Raw genomic sequence first — 14,822 nt, 5'->3', positions numbered from 1 at the left:
CCTATCGGTCTCGATAATCGGCCAGTGTCATCCGCACGAAGCCCGGGGGTGGTTCATGCCCGACTGCGAGCCGAGGGGCGGCCTCCGGATCGAGAGAGTCAAAGTTGAGGTCTGGGGCTCGGTTCCAGTCTGCATCGAAGACCTCCAGAAAATACCTGGCGATCTCCTTGTCATCAAAGATGAGACTGGCGTCCCGATTCAATGAAACGCCGTCGGAGCTCCAGTTGTGGCTCCCGACAAGCACTTGCTCTCCGTCGACAATGATTCCCTTGGTATGCGTGTTCGCCAGCCGCTTGACACAGCGATTCACGTCCAGGCCCGTGAGTTGGAGAGCGCGCATGTCGTCGAGGAAGCCATCCCCACCGCTACGCAGGATAACCCGGCAATCGTCGAGCGCTTTCGACTTTCGACACAGCGCATCCACGAGGGTCTTGAGGTTTCCGCTCTTGACCCCCGAAAAGCTAATGTACTGATTCTGAACGAGGAGTTGATGCTTTGCAGACTCGATGAGATGGAGCACCGCGTCGGTATACACCTTCCCGCGTAAATCTGGCGTCAGCAGTGGCTTGACGCGAATTTCTCGCTTGCGGATGATGAGCGGTTCAAACACCCGGTCGGCAGCGGCTTCCAGCTCGACCGCCTCAAGGATGGACCTCGGAACGTCCACATACAATTCTGGACCGATGGCCTCCTGCGTAGCGCCAAGCCCGTCTCGGCAATAGCGAAAATCCTCGGCAATGTGGGCGCGGAACCTGTCCGCGAGCGTTTTGTTGCGCACAATGACATGCCACTCCCTGTTTCCAGCACTGGAGGTCTTGCGTGGATCGTCAAGGCTGCCGGGGGGAATTACCGGTTGGCTGGCACGCTTCCAGTTGCCACTGGATAACCACACGTGATCGTCGTCCCGTACAGTCACCTTGATGTGATAAGAGTTGGCCACTAACCCGGCCGACCCGACCGGAACGTAGAGGTTCTCAAACGTCTGCGGATGGTTTACGTGCCAGCTTTCAAAGACAGCCTTGCGATCGAAGTCGCCTGCCGCAACCGCGCCGCTGGATGGATTGCGGGTTTGTCGAGCCAAAACAAGCTGCATCCTAACGCCAGCGTCCAGACGGTCGCGAACGGCCTCAGCGATATGGTTGCCATGGAACTCGTACATTGAAGACACGAAGCGCTGTTTGGCGCCAGCGAGAAATTTCTGCAGCACGCTCCAGCTTCGTTCGGGCCCCACGTGCGCAATGACTTCCATCTTTTGGCCGCTTAACCAGTCGAAACTGTAATTTTCCCCAGTGCGATCCTCATCGTTGTATGCGATAAAGGACACCGCCTCCGCTTCGGCGACATCCGCGATGCCGAGGCCCAGTTGGTCCTGGATGGACGCCGGCTGCAGGCTGACGCGGAATCCGCTGAACTCGACCGGCAACTTGGACTTGATGCGCGGCAATGCGACCGGGTGGGCAGCGACCACCAGGCCTAACGTGGCTGTCAGCTTTCCATCCAGAAGCAGGCATCCAGGCCTGACGGATAACACGCCATCTTCGTCGGCAAGGCTTTGCGCGAGCCCCGCAGCCGCAACGGCGGCATTTGCGGCCGTGTTATCCGCGGTCGAGCGGACCGCGGCGGGACTCAAGTCCGTACTGGGAGGCTCAGGACCGCCGATGGAGACATCGATGCGCACCGGGATGTTGAAGCACAACGTGCGTGTGATGCCGCTAGGTCCGTTGCGATCTTGTGGCGCGCCCGTCTCGGCCGGCACCGCGACTGGCGGTGCAGGTATGGTTATCTCGAACGGCGCCCTCTCCCATGGACGGCTGTTCAGGTATTGGCGAATTATTGACGCTGGGACGGCGTAGTTTTCGACCATGTACAGGCCGGCAAAGTGCAGCGCCACAGCCAAGCCCTTCTTCATCTCTACCACGACGGAGCCTGAGCAGCCTCCCAGCGTCGTGCAGTCGTGCGTGGCCCATCCCCGGCTCGTGGGCCCCATCAGCCCCGGGGCTACCCGCTTGATGTCATAGGTTCCGCCGTAGATGCGGTCCATCCAGTCTTGGTCTGGAATGATAAATTCGGGCGCTCGGGCGGGGTAGCCGATGACGGCCACGGAATCAGCGTCAGCGGCGTCCTGAGGAGCTAGATCAATATGCCCGCGCGGCCGGCCGTCGTTCGCCGCATCGACCTCCAGAAAAGCAATGTCGGCCTTTGTCGCATCGGGTTCGATCCAGATGACCCGCTTGACTGAAGCAATGGCGACCGCCGGCACCTCGTACTCGTGTCGATAGTCGATCGATACCTGCAACTTCTCCCCTAAGCGGCCCGGTTTGAAGACGAAATCCCGCGTGCCGGCGCGCACCATCAGCTCTGCCACGTGGCGGTTCGTCACGACAACGTTGCGGTCCACCAACCAACCGGTCCCCAGGTAGGGCAGGTTGGCCGGATAGTTCGTCGTATCGATCCTGCCCACAAGCGGTAACAAGGGCTGGATGACGTTCGTCGCGCCGCGAAGCTTATCGATGATCGGCTTGGCCGGCCTGTCTTCTTCTGTCAACTGGAAATTTATCTCATCTCGTTGCACCAGCAATGCGGGCCGACCTTCACGAACGATGCTCTCGTAGGCAATCCGTTGCAGACTTTCGTCGACGCTCGACTCAGGCGTTATGTCGCCGTACGGCGATCCGTAAGGACCTGCGCCTACAGCGCCCAACTCCAGCATGCGCACTCCAAGCCGCTGCCTCAGTTCCTCGTAGAGAACGGGGTCCCTTTTCTCCAGGTTCATGAACCACTTGCGGTACATTTCCAGCGGCGTATCTGGCGTGCGCTCGATCTTGTGGGGCATAGGCTAACCTTTGGCAGTCGCGGCAATGGCAGCGCAAACTAGTATTTCCCAGTGCTGGTTGGCAAAAGTTCCGGGGCGTAGCTTTCAAGCCGCCGCTGCAGGAGAGCGGCGCCGTGCCGCGTCAGCACGGTAAGTTCCTCAAGTCGAAGACGCTTGAGATTGGTCGATATCGACGAGGCGAACGTGGCGTCGCCCGGTGCAGCTTCGCCGACACGGCTGTCGATCGAGAACCACAAAGGTTTGGGCCCGAGCTTAGCCCGGTGTCTATGCTGGATCCGGTCGAACTCCAAGCCACGGATCTGTTCCATCATGATGTCGAGGGAAGCCTTGAGTACGATGGCTCCCGATTCAGTAGGCGCGAGTCGGTTGGAAAATGGCTTACCGCCGTCGCTGATGATCAAATAATCGAGCGGGTTTCGTTGGGTGCGAAGCGCCGGGTTGACGGCCATGTTGTCGTAGATGCCGCCATCGGCCAACGTCACATAATCCACTGCGGCGCCGGGTGGATATACGTTGCTATCGAGCCGTAGAGGCCCGAATACGGGCGGAAATGCGGAAGATGCCGCGACAGCACGGCTGATGAGGAAATCTTCGGCTGCGGCGACGCCCAGTTCGTGATCCCCCATCTCGGCCGGCTTATTGCCGCCGGCAGCGAAGAAGAACATGTTCCCCGTGGCGAGGTTCGTCGCGTTGAAATAGATGCGAGGCCCGCCACTAACAGCGCGCAGACGCTGTCCGCCGAACAGGTCGCGATCGTATGCCTGGGCAAGCTTGTCCAGGCGCGATTCAAACGGATCGATTAGTCCACCAATCGCGCTCGCCACCGCGATCGACTTAGTCGACAGGTAGTTGTGCAAGTGATTTAGCGCCTGCCCGTTGCCCCAATTCACTGCCAGCGTTCCGCCCGCAATACTGCCTCCGCTGACGCAACTAACAAGATCAAGCTTGTCAAGCAGGGCTAGCTCGTTCAACTTATTGAAGACTCCCAAATGGAAGGCTGCGGCGCGAAACCCTCCCCCAGAAAGAGCGAGGCCAATCCGCTTTGACTGACCTTTGATGGAAATTGCCATATTTGCCCTCCCAGAATCGACTCAGCTATGTTCAAGCTGCATCCACCCATGCCCGAGTCGTTGAAACGGGGCGGGATTTTCTCGTTGGAATGTAAGTTATTGGCTGCCAGCCACATCGTCCATACTTAGTTTGACGTATGCGTCCCCGAGCCTGCCGACTGATGGTCACGGATACTCATTGTCTTTGGCGTTCGCTCGGAGTGGAGAAACTCAAGCATCGCCACGCCGAACGCCAACGACGCCGCTGCAGGGGCTAAGCCCTGCTTTCGCCCCCCGGCAGGTTGGGATTCAGCTATCGAGCGACATCGGCTTCTGTCCTCCAGCCGGCAGGCCGAAGAGTCTCCTGATCCCATCAAGGAACGCGCCATAGGGACGCCCCAGGAAGAGCATCATCGCGGCCGCGCCCAGCACGCCCCGCAGCAAGCCGCTGCCCGCTGCGCCGCTGACAGCGATGATCGAGGCGTAGATGGGCACCTGGAAACTCATCAGGGCCAAGCTGTCCCACAGCTGGCGGGACCCCCGCTTCTGTTTGGCATGGCACACCATCCAGTCACGCCACATTCCGTAAGGCCGCCCGACCGGAATCATCAACGCGCCGCCGATCAGGCGCGCATGCAGCACCTGTTCCCAGCTCATCCCAGCGATCCAGCGTTCATTCACAACCCGGTCGTCGTAAACAACAGGATCAATGCCAGCGTGTCGGCGATATAGGCCCGGGTGCGATGAGGGAGTTCAGCTTTGGCGGTCAACGTTGCACTGTATCCATGTGATATGTCATTTCCCTTGCCGGCCGCCGGAAAGCTTCTCCACCGCTCGGGTGTAGGCAACGTAGGATTCGTATTCGTCCACCGTGACATTCACCGATAGCGCGTTATCGATAAGCGAATGATAGTTTCTGATCTGCATGGCCTTGCCGTAGGCATCGAATAGCATCTTTGCGCGCCCCTTGATACGCGACAGCGTAAAGCGCTGGACGCCAACTTTTGCCAGGGACGTCAAAGAAAGGGATGGTTCGATTTCAAGGCTGACGCCTTGATCGTCCGAAGGCTTCAGGGTGGCGCCGACAATCTCGGAGATAAGGCGCGAATCGGTCCTGCCCCCGCCGATTTTTCCTAGCGCACCCTCCACCTCGTCCAATGCTTCTCGCCTCGCGCCCATCAGGTCGGTCAGCGTCATGCCGGTGGGATTGCGTAGCGACTCGGCGTACTGCCGGTAGCGCTTCCTGAACGGAGAGAACTCATCGCGTAGCGCAACAGCTTCCGTCAAAATCGAATCCAGACCCCCGGCGCTTCTCTCCAGCAGCAGGGCCGCAATGGGAGGAACCGGAAGGACGACCGGCAGGCCATCCGCCACGAGCGCGGAAATGTTTGCCCGGAAGTCATCCGAGAGTCTTGCATAAAGTCTTGCCGCGGCATTGCGGTTGACGTGCGTGTTTACGATGCGGACGATGGGATCCTCGATGGCGTCACCCACGTAATCGCAGTCGAGTCTGCCCACCACCGTGGCACGCGCCATATATACGGCCGCGCGTTCCCAGTTCATGTACCGGCCGTCATCCTCGCCATCGTTTGCGTCTTGCTCCGCCTGGTCGAAACCGACTCCGGTCACGTGATCCACCCATCGCGACAGGCCATCGGCGGTGAGCTGCTCGTCCTCGTTGCCTGAATCGTCGTAGGCCCAGACCTGCGCGCCCATCGCGTGTTCAAACACGTTGTCAAGAAACTCAGTTCGCGATACATGGCCATATGACGGAATATGCAGGGAAGCAAGTTGCCGTTTCCATGCTTCACGCGCCGACCCCAGGACTTTACTGTCTTCATTCAGGATCGCCTCGTCGATCGGCACGATCAATCCCAGGCCGGTCATCGCATTCCATAAGTCCGTTCCGGCAACCACCTCGCTGCCCGGGTCGCCAAACGGCAAGTACCACAGCCGGTCATACAGAACAATCGATTCGAGCAACCCTAGAAACGCGATGACGGATGTAAGCGACGATCGTCCGCTAAACACAGCGGATGCGCGATCGATTGCCCGATAGCTCGCGACGGCTCCCCCTGCGTATTTTTTCGTCATGCCTGTCTCCCCGGAATGGCGTCCCGTGGGTTCTCCGGCGCATCGAGAACGATTTGACGTCACGGAATCCCGCAACAGCACGATACCTGAGCAGCCGGAATTCCACATGTAGTAAAACTCCGACTCTGTTCCGCCCCCCCGCCCCCGATCTGTATCTGGCGCAGCGTCTGCGGGCCGGCTAGACTGCAGCGGTCCTGACCCTGAAAGCCCGCGAGGGCCACACGCAAGATGCTGAAAATATTGGGAAAAGCCTCGTCCATCAATGTGCGCAAGGTGCTCTGGACCTGCGCCGAACTGAACCTGCCCTTTGATCGCGAAGACTGGGGCATCGGCTTTCAGCCCACCTCCGAGCCCGCCTTTCTGGCGCTCAATCCCAACGCCATGGTGCCGGTGCTGCAGGACGGCGACTTCGTCCTGTGGGAGTCCAACAGCATCATCCGCTACCTGGCGGCGCAATACGGCGGCCAGCAGCTGTATCCGGCCGAGCCAAAGCACCGGGCCCGGGTGGACCAATGGATGGATTGGCAGGCGACGGACCTGAACCGGTCCTGGAGTTACGCTTTCATGGCGCTGGCCAGGAAGTCGCCCGAGCATCAGGACCCGGCCAGCATCGAGGCGTCCTGCCAGGCCTGGACACAGTTCATGCGCATCCTGGAACAGCGCCTGGCCGCCACGGCATCGTACGTGGCGGACAAGACGTTCACGCTGGCCGACATTCCGATCGGCCTGTCGGTGAACCGCTGGTTCGGGACGCCGTTCGACAAGCCGGCGCTGCCCGCCGTCGCCGCCTATTACGACCGGCTTGCCGGCCGCGAGGGCTACCGGCAATATGGCCGCAACGGAACGGCGTGATGGGAGTACGGCCGCAACGGCGCGCCGGTATCAGCGCGCCGACCCTGCCGGCCCGGCCTTACTTCACCACGCCGCAGACCAGGCGCCCGCCTCCGCCGCCCAGGGGCTGGGGCGTATCGCTGTAGTTGTCGCCGCCCACATGCACCATCAGGGCGTGCTTCTTCACATCGGCCAGCTTCAGGTGCGGCGCCACCACGGCCTTCTTGGCGGTGCCGTCGGCGGCCACCACGATGAAGGGCAGATCGCCCTGATGCCCGTCCGTGGCCATCGGGCCCTTATGGGCCTTGGTGCCCTTGGGATCCAGGTGGCCGCCCGCGGCGCCGCCGGGCGCCATCTGGTTGTTCACCATGCCCGGCTCGCACGAACCCTTTTCATGCACATGGAAACCGTGTTCGCCCGGGGGCAGGCCTTTCAGGTTGGGCGTGAACTGCAAGCCGCCCTTGGTGTCTTTCAGGGTGATGGTGCCGGCGCTCTTGCCGACGCCGTCGGCGTTCAGGAACGACATCGAGACGTTTTCGGCCAGCGCGGCGCCCGAGGCGCCCGCCAATGCAAGAGCCGTGACAAGCATCGAGATTTTCTTCATGAAGTGCCTCCTGGGGTAATGCCCGCAAGCTGCGGGAGTCCGGCAGTGCAGGGCCCGCCCTGCTCCGCCGATGGCGCAAATGACAATAGCATCGGCGCCGGGCGGTCCGCCAGCAATCTTCATTCCTGATACAAGCCCGTTCCCAGGTCTGGCAGCGCCCGGCCTCAGCCATTGACCAGCAGCACTACCGCATGCAGCAGGACGCCGATCAGCCCGCCCACCAGCGTGCCGTTGAAGCGGATGTATTGCAGGTCACGCCCCACGCTCAGCTCCAGTTCGTCGACCAGATGGCGCTCGTCCCAGTTCTTGACCGTGCGCGAAATATGCTCGGTCACGCCCACCCGCAGGCGGCCGGTCAGGCGGCGGGCGCCGCCGAGTATGTGGCTGTTGATGGCTGCGCGCAGGCCCGGATCTTCGCCTAGCTTGCGGGCCAGCGCCAGCAAGGCGCTTTCCAGGTGCGCGGCCAGGGCGGATTTCTCGTCCGACAGATCCCGCCGCAGCGCGGCGTGGATATCGTCCCACAGCCCTTGCACGTATTCCTGCACCTTGGGGTGGTCGATGGCGCGCTGCTTCAGCGCTTCGACCTGCTCGGCCAGCGCCGGGTCGCTTTTCAGCCGTTCTATGTAGTTCAGCACCCAGGCCTCGTAGTCGCGCCGCACGGGATGGCCGGGTTCGGACAGCACATCGCGCAGTTCTTCTACCAAGGCGCGCGCCAGGCGGTCGGCCAGGTTGTCCGCGATGCCGTCGACCGACTTGACCACGTCCACGGCGGCGATGATGCGCGGCCATTCCTTCTTGGCGAACTTCACCAGCAAGGACGAGGCCCGCTCCTTCACGTCCTCTTCGCCCAGGTAGCCGCCCAGCCGCTCCAAGGCGGCGTCCAGCAGCTCCTGGTGGCGCCCGTCGCGGGTCAGGAGGCCCAGCACCTCGCCGGCGGTGCCGGCGGCATCCCAGCGCCGCAGGTTCTTCACCACGAATTCCTGGATGACGCCGCGCACCGCCCGGTCGTCCAGCAGGTCCAGCGTCTGCAGCGCCACCCGGCGCGCGCCATCACTCAGGGCGTGCGCCTGCCTGGGCCGGGCCAGCCAGCGGCTGAGCCGCGCGGCCGGATCGAAGACACGCAGCTTTTCCATCAGCGTGTCCGGGTCCAGGAAGTGGTCGCGCACGAACACCGCCAGGCTGTCGCCGATGCGGTCCTTGTTGCTGGGGATGATGGCGGTGTGCGGAATGGGCAGGCCCATCGGGCGCCGGAACAGGGCCACCACGGCGAACCAGTCGGCCAGCGCACCCACCGTGGCCGCCTCGCAGAAGGCCCGCACCCAGGCCCACGCGCCCTGCCCGCCCATCACGTGGCTGGTGATGAAGCCGCTGACCATGGCCGCCAGCAATGCCAGCGCGGCGATCTTCATGCGCCGCAGCTGCGTGCGGCGCGCGTCGGAAGCCAGGGCGGAATGCGTGGCGGCGTAACTGGCGGAACGGGGCGTATCGGTCATGAAGGATCCGGCGAAACGATGCTCCAGCATACCAACTCGGGGCGGCGCAACCGCTGCGCCGCCGCAAGACAGGCAGGCTCAGGGCCCGCTCCCTGGCCGGCCCCGGTAATACCACCCGAGCAAAGGCGACGCCGTGATGCCGTGCGCCAGCACCGAGCCGACGATGGCGGCCAGCAGCAGCGGCGCCAGCCCGCGCGACACGGCCTGCGGCGCCTGTTCCACCGCCAGCGTCAGGTAGTAAAAGGTGCCAACGCCGCGGATTCCCAGCCAGCTCGCCATCCAGCGCTGCCGGGCGTCCAGCGCCGAACCCGCCAGGGCCAGCATGACGCTGGCCGGCCGCGCCGCCACGAACAGCGCCGCCGTCACCAGCACCGGCGTCCAGCCCAGCATCTCGCGCCAGTACGCCGACACCACGCAGCCGATGATCAGCATCAGCGCCAGCTCCACGAAGCGCTCCAGCCCGACCGATATCGCCATCATCGATTCGGCCAGATGCGCGTGAGCCAGCTTGGGATCCTGCGAGCTCTCCTCCTGCTCGGCGGGCGTCACGTCCTGCACCGCCTGGCGCGGGCTGCGGGTGCGGCCGGTGGCGCGCAACTCCTGCTGGCGCAGCGCCACGCCCGCGCAGAACACCGCCAGGAAGCCATAGCCATGGGCAAGCACGGTGGCGCCATAGCACAGCGCGATCAGTCCCAGCGCCAGGAACTCGTCCAGCCCCAGCGCGTTGCCGTAGCGGATGCGCAGCATGGCGATCAGGCGCTCGCTCACGGTCCCCATCAGCCAGCCGATGCCGATAGCCACGGCCACGCCCCAGGTCATTTCCGCCGCCAGCATCCAGGGACGGGCCAACCCCGCCGGCCCCGCATTGCACAAGGCGATCCCCAGCACCACGAAAGGAAACGCGGCGCCGTCGTTGGCGCCGCCCTCGCCCGACAAGGCAAAGCGCAACGGTTCGTCGTCGCCGGCTTCCAGGGGACGCAATTCGTTCGCCAGCACCGGATCGGTGGGCGCCAGCGCGGCGGCCAGGAGCAGCGCCGGGCCCCATGCCAGGCCCAGCGCCAGATGGCCCAGGCCCGTCATCAGGGCGATCGTCAGCAACATGGCGGGCGCCGCCAGCCGCAGCGGCAGCCGCCACAAAGGATCGCCGCAGGCGGCGCGCAGGTGCATGCCGATGGCGAACAGCGAAACCGGCAGGGCCGCCTCGGTGATCAGGCGCAGGACATGGCGGTCGTCGAACAGATCCAGGTTGAGCAGGCCCAGCCCCGCCGGTCCGATCAGGAAGCCGACCGCCAGATACACCATGGCGCCGGTCATGGGCAGCAAGTCGATGAAGCGCCTGGCCAGCGCCATCAGCACGAGCAGCGCGCCTATCAGCAGGAACCAGACCGCCTCGATGTTCACATTCACGCTCAATCTGCGGCGCCGGCCCTACTCGCCCAGGAATTCCGACACGGCTTCCAGGCCTTCGATGTGGTCCGCCACCACCTTGGCGATGAAGGCAATGGGCACGGACAGCAGCGTTCCCCATATGCCCCACAGCCAGGTGAACAGCAGCAGCAGGATGAACACCGCGACGGCATTCATCTTGGCGATGCGGCCCGACATCCACGTGGTGATGACCACCCCCATCAGCAAGGCGATGCCCACCGAACTCATGGCCACCGCCAGCGCGGGGCCGAACTCGCCAAACTGGACCAGCGCCGCCACGCCGGTGCCGATGGCGGTCAGCAGCGGCCCGAAGTAGGGAATGATGTGCAGCGCTCCCGCCACGATGGCCCAGGTGGCCGCGTTCTCCAGCCCCAGCAGGCGGAAGGCGACCCACGACAGCAGCCCGAGCACCACGTTCGTCACCAGCATCATCGCCATGTACATATGAATGGAGCTGTTGATCTGGTCCAGCATGTGCACGCTGATCTTCTTCTGCGACAGCGTCGTGCCCGCCACCTTCACGAACTTGCGCTTGAACGCATTGCCCGACAGCAGCAGGAAGAAGACCAGGAACACGCACATGGTGGCCTGCCCGATGAAGGTGGCTACGCCCTTGGATCCCCAGAGCAGGAACTCGCTCAGGCCCCCGTCGGATTTCGCCACGACGACCTGACGCCCGGGCTCCACCCCGCCCGAGTCCTGAAGCAGGCTGGCCGCGCCTTTCAGCTTTTCAAAGAATGATCCGTCGCCGCTGCTCAGGCCGCTCAGGGTGCGGGACAGCTTGCCGGATATCTCGGGCAGCGCGTGCACAATGCCGCCCACCTGGTCCTGCGTGACGTAGGCCAGTCCGACGACCGCAAACGCGATGACCGCCATCAGCACCAGGGTGCCGAAGGCCCGCGGCAGGCGGGCGCGCTCCAGCAGCGTCACGGCGGGGTCCAGCGCGTAGGCCACCACGATGGCCATCACCACCGGCACGATGAACTCCTGGGCCAGCTTCAGGCTGAACAGCACCGCCAGGACGGTCAGCGTGGTCAGGCAAATGCCGCGCGCCCGCACGGATGGAATGACGCGCTCGGTCGCGTCGACCAGCCCGGCGTCCTGCGCCGTGACTTTCTCTGCCGGGGGCTCGGCCGCGGCGGGCCCGGGGTCCTCGGTCCGCGGCGCCAGGTCCGCTTCTGTCGCGCTCTCCATCATGCCCCTCGCATTCGATTTTTGAATGCGGCCAGCAAGTGCCGTGCCCGGCCCTCCTACCCGTGGCCCACCGCCAGCAAGCCGGCCTCGCCGTCGTGGCGGCGTTGCGCCCGTTCCAGGATGAATTCGATCATCATGCCGATCGCCCGCGGATGATGGCGGTTCGGCATGTACAGCATGTACATGGCGCGCCCGAAGATGCTCAGGCGCCATTCCGTCAGCGCCGCCAGCAGCTCGCCGCGCGCGACATCGTCATGCACCACGTAGTCCGGCACCACGCCCACGCCCAGTCCGGCGCGGATCGCATCGCGCAGAAAGGCGTAATTGCGCGAGATGACGGTGGGCTCCAGCACCACCTGCTGCCGGGGCTGGCCGCCGTAGTAGGCGGACAAGCGCAGCGGCCGGCCGATCACGGCGGCGCTGATCACGGGCGTGCCCGCCAGGTCTTCCGGACGCTGCGGCAGGCCCCGGCTGTCGGCGTACGCCCTGGACGCGCAGGCCACGTAGCGGACCTGGCCCAGCTCGCGCGCCACCAGGTTTTGCGGCGGCTCGGACATGATGCGCACGGCGATATCCACTTCGTCGCGCAGCAGGTCCTCGACGCTGTTCTCGAACAGCACGTCCAGCACGATATCCGGATAGGTCTGCTTGAACTCCAGCAGCCAGGGCGTCATCACGAACTGCCCGTAGCCGCTGGGAACGCTCAGCCGGACCTTGCCCTGCGGCGTCTTGCCCAGGGTCTCGACCGATTCGCGCGCGGCCGCCAGTTCGTCCTGGATGGTGCGCCCGTGCTTGTACAGCTTCAGGCCGATTTCCGTGGGCTCCACGCGCCGCGTGGTGCGCCGCACCAGCTGCATGCCCACCGATTTCTCCAGCTGGTTCAGGTGATAGCTGACGTTGGCGCGGGTCATTTTCAGCCGGCGCGCGGCCTCGCTCAGGTTGCCCGCGTCCAGGATTTCCACCAGCAAGGTCAGGGATTTGGTGTCCATGTCGACTCTCCTCGCCCGCATTGTCAAATTTTATTATCCGGCGTGTCAATTATGGATGCCATTGTCAAGACATCTTTACTAGGAAAAAATAAGCCCACACAAGACGGGCCGTCCCTGGCCCGCCCGGCTCCGCGCACGCGGCGCCCCTTCGGAGACACTGTCCATGACAGACAGCGCAAGCAGCGGCGCCGCCCACACGCGCCGCTACGAAGACGTCCTGGTCGTCACCATCGACCATCCCCCGGTCAACGCCCTGAGCGCCGCGGTGCGCCGCGATCTGTCCGCCGCCATCCAGGCCGCGCAGACCGACACGCAAGTCCGCGCGATCCTGCTGCTGGGCGCCGGCAGGAACTTCATCGCGGGCGCCGACATCCGCGAGTTCGGCAAGCCGCCGCAGCAACCCGTCCTGCCGGAAGTGTGCAACCAGATCGAGGCCAGCGCCAAGCCGGTGATCGCGGCCCTGCATGGCGCGGCGCTGGGCGGCGGGCTGGAAATTGCCCTGGCCGCGCACTACCGCGTGGCCCTGGCCAACGCAAAGCTGGGCCTGCCCGAGGTGAACCTGGGCCTGCTGCCCGGCGCCGGCGGCACGCAGCGCGCGCCGCGCCTGATGGGCGCCGAGGCCGCGCTGGACCTGATGCTGTCGGGCAAGCACCTGTCCGCCCAGGCCGCCCTGAAGGCCGGACTGGTCGACACGCTGGCCACGGAAGACGATGCGCTGGATGCGGGGCTGGCCTACACCCGGCAATTGCTGGCGGTGAACGCCGGCCCGCGCCGCACCCGCGACGCCACGGCGGCGCTGGCCGATAAACAAGCGTCGCTGGCCGCGGTGGAAGCCGCCGCCGAACGCGTGGCCGCCACCGCAAAAGGTCTGTATTCGCCCGCCAGGATCGTGGAGGCCGTGCGCGCCGCGATCGAACAGCCTTTCGAAGAGGGCCTGCGCAGCGAACGCGCGCTGTTCCTGCAATGCCTGGACAGCCCCCAGCGGGCCGCGCTGGTGCACGCCTTCTTCGCCGAACGCGAAACCGCCAAGATCCCGGAACTGAAGGAAGCGCGGTCGCGGCGGCTCGAAAGCGTGGGCGTCATCGGCGGCGGCACCATGGGCGCGGGCATCGCCGTGTCGGTGCTGGACGCCGGCCTGCCCGTGGTGATGGTGGAGCAGGACGCCGCCGCTTTGGCGCGCGGCCGCGCGCGTGTCGAACAGGTCTACGACCTGCTGGTCAAGAAGGGCAGGATCCCCGCCGATGAGCGCGCCGCGCGCCTGGCGCGCTTGACCGGCGCCACGACCTACGACGCGCTGGGCGAGGCCGATCTCATCATCGAAGCCGTCTTTGAAGACATGGCCGTCAAGCAAGCCGTCTTCGCGCAGCTGGACCGCGTCGCCAAGCCGGGCGCGGTGCTGGCCACCAACACCTCGTACCTGGACGTGAACCAGATCGCCGCCGCGACGCGCGGCCCGGCCGACGTGTTGGGCCTGCATTTCTTCTCGCCCGCCAACATCATGAAACTGCTGGAAGTCGTGGTGGGCAGCGATACCGCGCCGGACACGGTGGCCACCGGCTTCGAACTGGCGCGGCGCCTGCGCAAGATCCCCGTGCGCGCGGGCGTGTGCGACGGCTTCATCGGCAACCGCATCCTGGCCGTGCACCGGCAGGCCGCCGACATGATGATGGAAGACGGCGCTTCGCCCTATGACATCGATGCGGCCGTACGCGCCTTCGGCTATCCGATGGGCCCCTACCAGATGGCCGACCTGGCGGGCGGCGACATCGGCTGGGCCACGCGCAAGCGCCGCGCCGCCACCCGCGATCCCGCGCTGCGCTATGTGCAGATTCCGGACCGCCTGTGCGAACGCGGCTGGTTCGGCCAGAAGACGGGCCGCGGCTTCTACCTGTATCCGGATGGCGCGCGCCAGGGCACGCCGGATCCGGAAGTGCTCGCCATCATCGACGAGGAACGCCGCCGCACCGGCGTCGCGCCCCGCGCGTTCACCCAGGACGACATCCTGCGCCGCTACCTGGCCGCGATGATCAACGAAGCCGCCAACGTGCTGCACCAGGGCATTGCGCTGCGCCCGTCCGATGTGGACGTGGTGTTCCTGTCCGGCTACGGCTTTCCGCGCCATCGCGGCGGGCCGATGCACTACGCCGACAGCGTGGGCCTGGACCATGTCCTGGCCGACATCCGCGGCTACGCCAAGGAAGACCCCGCGTTCTGGAAGCCCTCGCCGCTGCTGGTGCAGCTGGCCGAGTCCGGCCGCGGCTTCGGCAGCCTGAACGCCGCCTGACCCGCACACCTCCTACAGGAAAC

The 14,822-nt window shown here is 64.8% G+C and carries 11 protein-coding genes; 2 read left to right on the top strand and 9 right to left on the bottom strand.

Annotated elements, in window-relative coordinates; genetic code table 11:
• Position 1 precedes the first annotated feature (1 nt).
• The 4 genes from HLG70_RS04920 to HLG70_RS04905 all read right to left on the bottom strand — a co-directional run bounded on the left by HLG70_RS04920 (position 2) and on the right by HLG70_RS04905 (position 5,976).
• Positions 2-2,833: a phospholipase D-like domain-containing protein gene (locus HLG70_RS04920; RefSeq protein ID WP_171663676.1), complete on the bottom strand. Its 2,832-nt coding sequence runs from the start codon at positions 2,831-2,833 to the stop codon at positions 2-4.
• Between the two features lie 38 nt (positions 2,834-2,871).
• On the bottom strand, positions 2,872-3,903 hold the full coding sequence (locus tag HLG70_RS04915; RefSeq protein WP_171663677.1) for a patatin-like phospholipase family protein: 1,032 nt from the start codon (positions 3,901-3,903) through the stop codon (positions 2,872-2,874).
• A gap of 288 nt (positions 3,904-4,191) precedes the next feature.
• Complete coding sequence (alaE, locus tag HLG70_RS04910) at positions 4,192-4,539, bottom strand: L-alanine exporter AlaE (RefSeq protein WP_213697160.1); 348 nt, start codon at positions 4,537-4,539, stop codon at positions 4,192-4,194.
• Between the two features lie 138 nt (positions 4,540-4,677).
• Entirely contained in the window at positions 4,678-5,976 is a 1,299-nt protein-coding gene (locus HLG70_RS04905; RefSeq protein WP_171663678.1) for a hypothetical protein, read from the bottom strand.
• A 228-nt stretch (positions 5,977-6,204) separates the two neighbouring features.
• Between HLG70_RS04905 and HLG70_RS04900 the strand changes: the two genes are divergently transcribed.
• On the top strand, positions 6,205-6,828 hold the full coding sequence (locus HLG70_RS04900; RefSeq protein WP_171663679.1) for a glutathione S-transferase family protein: 624 nt from the start codon (positions 6,205-6,207) through the stop codon (positions 6,826-6,828).
• Positions 6,829-6,886: 58 nt separating this feature from the next.
• Here the strand turns inward: HLG70_RS04900 and sodC are convergent, their stop codons facing one another.
• The 5 genes from sodC to HLG70_RS04875 form a co-directional block, all read right to left on the bottom strand.
• Positions 6,887-7,411: a superoxide dismutase family protein gene (gene sodC, locus HLG70_RS04895; protein ID WP_171663680.1), complete on the bottom strand. Its 525-nt coding sequence runs from the start codon at positions 7,409-7,411 to the stop codon at positions 6,887-6,889.
• 164 nt (positions 7,412-7,575) lie between these two features.
• On the bottom strand, positions 7,576-8,904 hold the full coding sequence (locus tag HLG70_RS04890; protein WP_234103393.1) for a DUF445 domain-containing protein: 1,329 nt from the start codon (positions 8,902-8,904) through the stop codon (positions 7,576-7,578).
• Between the two features lie 78 nt (positions 8,905-8,982).
• Positions 8,983-10,305 (bottom strand): cation:proton antiporter, encoded by a 1,323-nt coding sequence (locus tag HLG70_RS04885; RefSeq protein WP_171663981.1) that lies wholly within the window; start codon positions 10,303-10,305, stop codon positions 8,983-8,985.
• A 27-nt stretch (positions 10,306-10,332) separates the two neighbouring features.
• Positions 10,333-11,529, bottom strand: a complete 1,197-nt coding sequence (locus HLG70_RS04880) for an AI-2E family transporter (RefSeq protein ID WP_171663681.1) — start codon at positions 11,527-11,529, stop codon at positions 10,333-10,335.
• Between the two features lie 53 nt (positions 11,530-11,582).
• The gene (locus tag HLG70_RS04875) at positions 11,583-12,515 is read right to left on the bottom strand and encodes a LysR family transcriptional regulator (protein WP_171663682.1); all 933 of its coding nucleotides are present in this window, start codon (positions 12,513-12,515) and stop codon (positions 11,583-11,585) included.
• Positions 12,516-12,678: 163 nt separating this feature from the next.
• On the opposite strand from HLG70_RS04875, the gene HLG70_RS04870 reads away from it, so the two are divergent.
• Positions 12,679-14,799 (top strand): 3-hydroxyacyl-CoA dehydrogenase NAD-binding domain-containing protein, encoded by a 2,121-nt coding sequence (locus tag HLG70_RS04870; protein WP_171663683.1) that lies wholly within the window; start codon positions 12,679-12,681, stop codon positions 14,797-14,799.
• The last annotated feature ends 23 nt before the right edge of the window (positions 14,800-14,822 follow it).

This window comes from Achromobacter deleyi, assembly GCF_013116765.2.
Lineage (GTDB): Bacteria > Pseudomonadota > Gammaproteobacteria > Burkholderiales > Burkholderiaceae_B > Achromobacter > Achromobacter deleyi_A.
The sequence above is the reverse complement of the archived record's forward strand: the minus strand, read 5'-3'. Positions and strand labels throughout refer to the sequence as shown.

Coding starts and splice junctions, on each gene's coding strand:
- HLG70_RS04890 (WP_234103393.1), bottom strand. CDS start 8,904: ATGACCGATACGCCCCGTTCCGCCAGTTACGCCGCCACGCATTCCGCC.
- HLG70_RS04880 (WP_171663681.1), bottom strand. CDS start 11,529: ATGATGGAGAGCGCGACAGAAGCGGACCTGGCGCCGCGGACCGAGGAC.
- sodC (WP_171663680.1), bottom strand. CDS start 7,411: ATGAAGAAAATCTCGATGCTTGTCACGGCTCTTGCATTGGCGGGCGCC.
- HLG70_RS04915 (WP_171663677.1), bottom strand. CDS start 3,903: ATGGCAATTTCCATCAAAGGTCAGTCAAAGCGGATTGGCCTCGCTCTT.
- HLG70_RS04920 (WP_171663676.1), bottom strand. CDS start 2,833: ATGCCCCACAAGATCGAGCGCACGCCAGATACGCCGCTGGAAATGTAC.
- HLG70_RS04875 (WP_171663682.1), bottom strand. CDS start 12,515: ATGGACACCAAATCCCTGACCTTGCTGGTGGAAATCCTGGACGCGGGC.
- alaE (WP_213697160.1), bottom strand. CDS start 4,539: ATGAGCTGGGAACAGGTGCTGCATGCGCGCCTGATCGGCGGCGCGTTG.
- HLG70_RS04905 (WP_171663678.1), bottom strand. CDS start 5,976: ATGACGAAAAAATACGCAGGGGGAGCCGTCGCGAGCTATCGGGCAATC.
- HLG70_RS04900 (WP_171663679.1), top strand. CDS start 6,205: ATGCTGAAAATATTGGGAAAAGCCTCGTCCATCAATGTGCGCAAGGTG.
- HLG70_RS04870 (WP_171663683.1), top strand. CDS start 12,679: ATGACAGACAGCGCAAGCAGCGGCGCCGCCCACACGCGCCGCTACGAA.